The sequence below is a fragment of the Kitasatospora sp. NPDC059462 genome (assembly GCF_042749955.1).
In the GTDB taxonomy this organism is placed as follows: Bacteria; Actinomycetota; Actinomycetes; order Streptomycetales; family Streptomycetaceae; genus Kitasatospora.
This window is the reverse complement of the sequence record NZ_JBHYUU010000339.1, coordinates 1-4,055: the sequence shown is the minus strand read 5'-3', so window position 1 is coordinate 4,055 and position 4,055 is coordinate 1. Positions and strand designations below refer to the sequence as shown.

At 71.7% G+C, this 4,055-nt stretch carries 1 protein-coding gene and 2 pseudogenes; all 3 read left to right on the top strand.

Translation table 11 applies throughout. From position 1 onward, the window contains the following. A pseudogene (locus ACFXAM_RS38085) lies at positions 1-99 on the top strand (ATP-binding protein); the annotation flags it as partial. A gap of 399 nt (positions 100-498) precedes the next feature. Next, positions 499-3,954: a nitrate- and nitrite sensing domain-containing protein gene (locus ACFXAM_RS38080; RefSeq protein ID WP_380298451.1), complete on the top strand. Its 3,456-nt coding sequence runs from the start codon at positions 499-501 to the stop codon at positions 3,952-3,954. Between the two features lie 10 nt (positions 3,955-3,964). Continuing rightward, positions 3,965-4,055: pseudogene (locus ACFXAM_RS38075) on the top strand (roadblock/LC7 domain-containing protein); the annotation flags it as partial.

Here is a 4,055-nt window from a genome sequence, read left to right as displayed (position 1 = left end):
GACACCCCCGTCATCACCCTGGACGCCCGACGCCGCGACAGCGCCAAGAGCGCCCTCATCACCCTCGTCGAACACGCCCTCCTCGCCCGCCTGCGCTGAGCGGAATCCGAGGTCGGCGGCCCCGGCACCCCGTCAGGCCGGCGGGGCGCCGGGGCACGTTCGCTTGCGGAGGGGTGTCGTCCGGGCGCCCCGCGCAAGACCCCCTCATAAGCAGCGGATAACAGTTCGGTAGGCATTTCGTGATCAACAATGACTGTTTGTAGCGAATCAGCGTCACTCAGCGCCAGAAGACCACAGTTTTGCGCCAACATGTCGGCGAATGTCCTGAATTGCACCGCACGGATCGCCCACCAGCAGCTGTTTGTCCCCCATCCCTGCACGTGCTGAAATTCCAGCTACCCCTGGATCCCGTACGGCTGCCGCTCCCCGGAGCGGGCGGCCCCGGGGGTAGCGCTGGATTGATCCATGGCCGGCTGTCGGCCGAGAGGTAGTTGTCGAGTGAGGCGTAAGCAGCAGGTCGCCCCGCAGCGGCGCTCCGAGCCCCGCCAGAGCGAGCCGAACGGCACCGCACCGGAACCGGGCGGGTTCTCGGCGTTCACACCGGCCGAGGAACGGCCGCAGGCCGCCCCGGCACCGCAGCAGCCCAACCCCGGCACGGACCGCGCGTCCGGACCGGGCACCGGCACCGGCCCCACCCCCGGCAGCGGCAACGGCAACGGCTCCGGGACCGACGACACCGGTCCCAGGAGCAGCCGGTACGACTTCGTGCGCCCGCGCAACTGGCGCGTGCCCGCCCGACTGATCGCGATCCTGCTGATCCCGGTCGTCATCGGCCTGGTCTTCGGCGGACTGCGCGTCAACACCTCGATCGACGGCTTCATCAAGGCCGACCGCGCCCAGCGCACCGCCACCCTCGCCAAGGCCGCCACCGAGCTCGCCGAGGCCCTGGAGGGCGAGCGCGACAAGACGCTCATACCCCTGATCACCAAGCAGGACCCGAACAACGACGTCACCAAGGCGCGCTCGACCACCGACGCCGCCCTCAAGGCGTACAACGCGGCCTACGAGGCCAGCGACAAGTCCGGCGAGCTCCCCCGGCGCCACGAGGCCTTCCAGTCCGTGGTCGTCCACCTGCCGCAGCTGCGCGCCGCCGCCTACGCGGACAACCTCTTCGCCTCCGCGACCGTCAGCGCCTACTCGGTGATGTACGCCCCGCTGCTGTCCTACGACAACTCGGTCGGCCTCGGCTCGTCCAACCTGACCAGCAAGGGCCGCTCGATCTACGCCATGTCGCTGGCCAAGGCCTCCGCCTCGACCCAGCGCGCCCTCATGCTGCAGCTGCTGGTCGGCATCTCCGCGCAGAAGACCACCCGGTACGAGAACGTCGACCTCATCCAGCAGCTGCTGGTCGCCCAGCGCCTGGAGCAGACCGCGCTCTCCGAGTTCAACACCGGAAGCGCCCCCGAGGACGCCGCGAAGTACTCCGCCGCCCAGGTCGCCCAGGCCAACGCCGACCAGCGCGCCGCCTACCGCATGCCCAACGGCAGCGTCCCGACCATGCAGGGCCTGCTGAACATCGGCACCGCCTACACCCAGGCCGCCGCCAACGGGCAGTCCCAGGGCAAGGAGGTCGCCGACCGCGCGTACAAGGAGGCCAAGGACTCCGGCCTGACCCCGGAGAACTGGAACCAGGCCGCCAACACCCACATCTCCAGCCTCCGCGCCACCGAGGTCGTGCTGCTGGACGACGTGCTCCAGGACGCCGCCGAACTGCGGGACAACGCCCGCTTCGACGCCATCCTCAACTCGCTGATCGTGCTCACCGCGCTGATCCTGGCCGGTGTCCTCACCGGCTACGTGGCGCGCTCGATGATCCTCGGCATGCGCACCCTGCGCAACGCCGCCCTGGAGATCGCCGACCACCGCCTGCCCGAGCTGGTCGAGCGGCTCTCCAAGACCGACCCGGACCGGGTGGACACCAACGTCACCCCGATCCCGCTGCACGGCAAGGACGAGATCGGCGAGGTCGCCCGGGCCTTCGACCAGGTCCACCGGCAGGCGGTCGCGCTCGCCGCCGAGCAGGCGCTGCTCCGGGGCAACGTCAACGCGATCTTCACCAACCTCTCGCGCCGCAGCCAGAGCCTCATCCAGCGCCAGCTGGCGCTGATCACCGACCTGGAGAACAACGAGGCCGACCCGGACCAGCTGGAGAACCTCTTCAAGCTGGACCACCTCGCGACCCGTATGCGCCGCAACGGCGAGAACCTGCTCGTCCTCGCGGGCGAGGAGGCCGGCCGCCGCTGGAACACCCCGGTCCCGCTGGTCGACGTGCTGCGCGCCGCCGCGTCCGAGGTGGAGCAGTACGAGCGCGTCGAGCTCTCCGGCATCCCCGAGGCCGAGGTCGTCGGCGCCGCCGTGACCGACCTCGTCCACCTGCTCGCCGAGCTCCTGGAGAACGCCACCACCTTCTCCAGCCCGCAGACCCGGGTGCTGGTCAACGCGACCCGCCTGCCGGACGGCCGGGTGCTCGTCGAGATCCACGACAAGGGCATCGGCCTCACCGCCGAGGACTTCGCGGAGATCAACGAGAAGCTGGCCGAGCCGCCCACGGTCGACGCCACCATCTCCCGCCGCATGGGCCTGTTCGTGGTCGGCCGGCTGTCCCAGCGGCACGACATCCGCGTCCAGCTCCGCCCGTCCGGCGAGTCGGCCGGCACCACCTCGCTGGTCATGCTCCCGCCGTTCCTCACCCACATGGCGGCGGCGCCGGAGCCCGAGGAGCAGTTCACCGTCTCCCGGATCTTCGCCGAGCAGGAGCCGTCCGCCGAGTGGCCCGCCGACCACGACACGGTCCGCAGCGCCGCCGAACTCGGCTTCGACGACCACCTCACCGGCCTCGGCAACGCCGGCCCCACCGGCTTCAGCCCGGCCCTGGAGGCCGTCCAGCGCTCGCAGCGCCTGGACCAGGTCCGCCGCGCCGCGCTGGAGGCCGGACCGCAGGCGGAGCTGCCGCCGGTGGTGGACGCCGAGACCGAGGACGACTACCCGGCCTACGGCCGCCGCAACGACGAGGCCTACGGCCAGGACGAGCAGTACCCGCAGGAGGGCTACCGCCGGTCCGGCTACGACGGCGACCAGTACGGCTACCAGGACGAGTACGGCCAGGGCGCCGGCTACGACGAGGGCTACCAGCAGGACGGCTACGGCCAGTACCCGCAGCAGGGCTACGACGAGTACGGCCGGGCCGACGAGTACGGGCAGCAGGACGGCTACGGCGGGGAGGGCGGCTACGCCGGCCCCGGCTACGACGACCAGTACGCCGGCCAGGCCGAGGAGGCCCCGGCGGGCCACCCGTACGCCCCCGAGCAGCCCGCCCTCCCGGCCGCCGACAGCGCCCCCGCCACCCTGCCGTCCGGGCTGCCGCAGCGCCGCCCCGGCCAGCAGCTCGCCGGCGGCGGCTTCCCCTCCGGCCAGCAGGACGGCAACGGGGAGAGCCCGAACTGGTTCACCGGCGCCAGGGACACCTCGGCCACCCCGGCCGAACCGCGCGGCCACGACGTGTCCGCCCTCGGCGGCTACGGGCCCACCGGCCCGACCGCCGCCGGCACCGCGGCCTGGCAGTCGCCCAACGACGGTGACTGGCAGCGCGCCGAGAAGCTCCGCGAGCCCTCCTCCGGCGGCACCACCCAGGCCGGCCTGCCCCGGCGCGTGCCCAAGCAGAACCTGGTGGCGGGCAACGCCAAGCCCACTCCGCAGGACGGCCCGCAGGTCTCCCGCACGCCCGAGGAGGTCCGCGGCCGCCTCACCAACCTGCGCCGCGGCGTCGAGCAGGGCCGCAACGCCGGTACCACCGGAAGCTTCCGGATCGACCCCGATCAGGTAGACCCGTCCGGCAACGGACAGCAGAATCGCAGCACCGATCTCTTCGGCGGCTCGAACCACCAGGAGCGTTGAGTTGAGTCAGATGAGCCAGGCCGCACAGAACCTGAACTGGCTGATCACCAATTTCGTGGACAACACCCCCGGGGTGTCGCACACGGTGGTGGTCTCCGCGG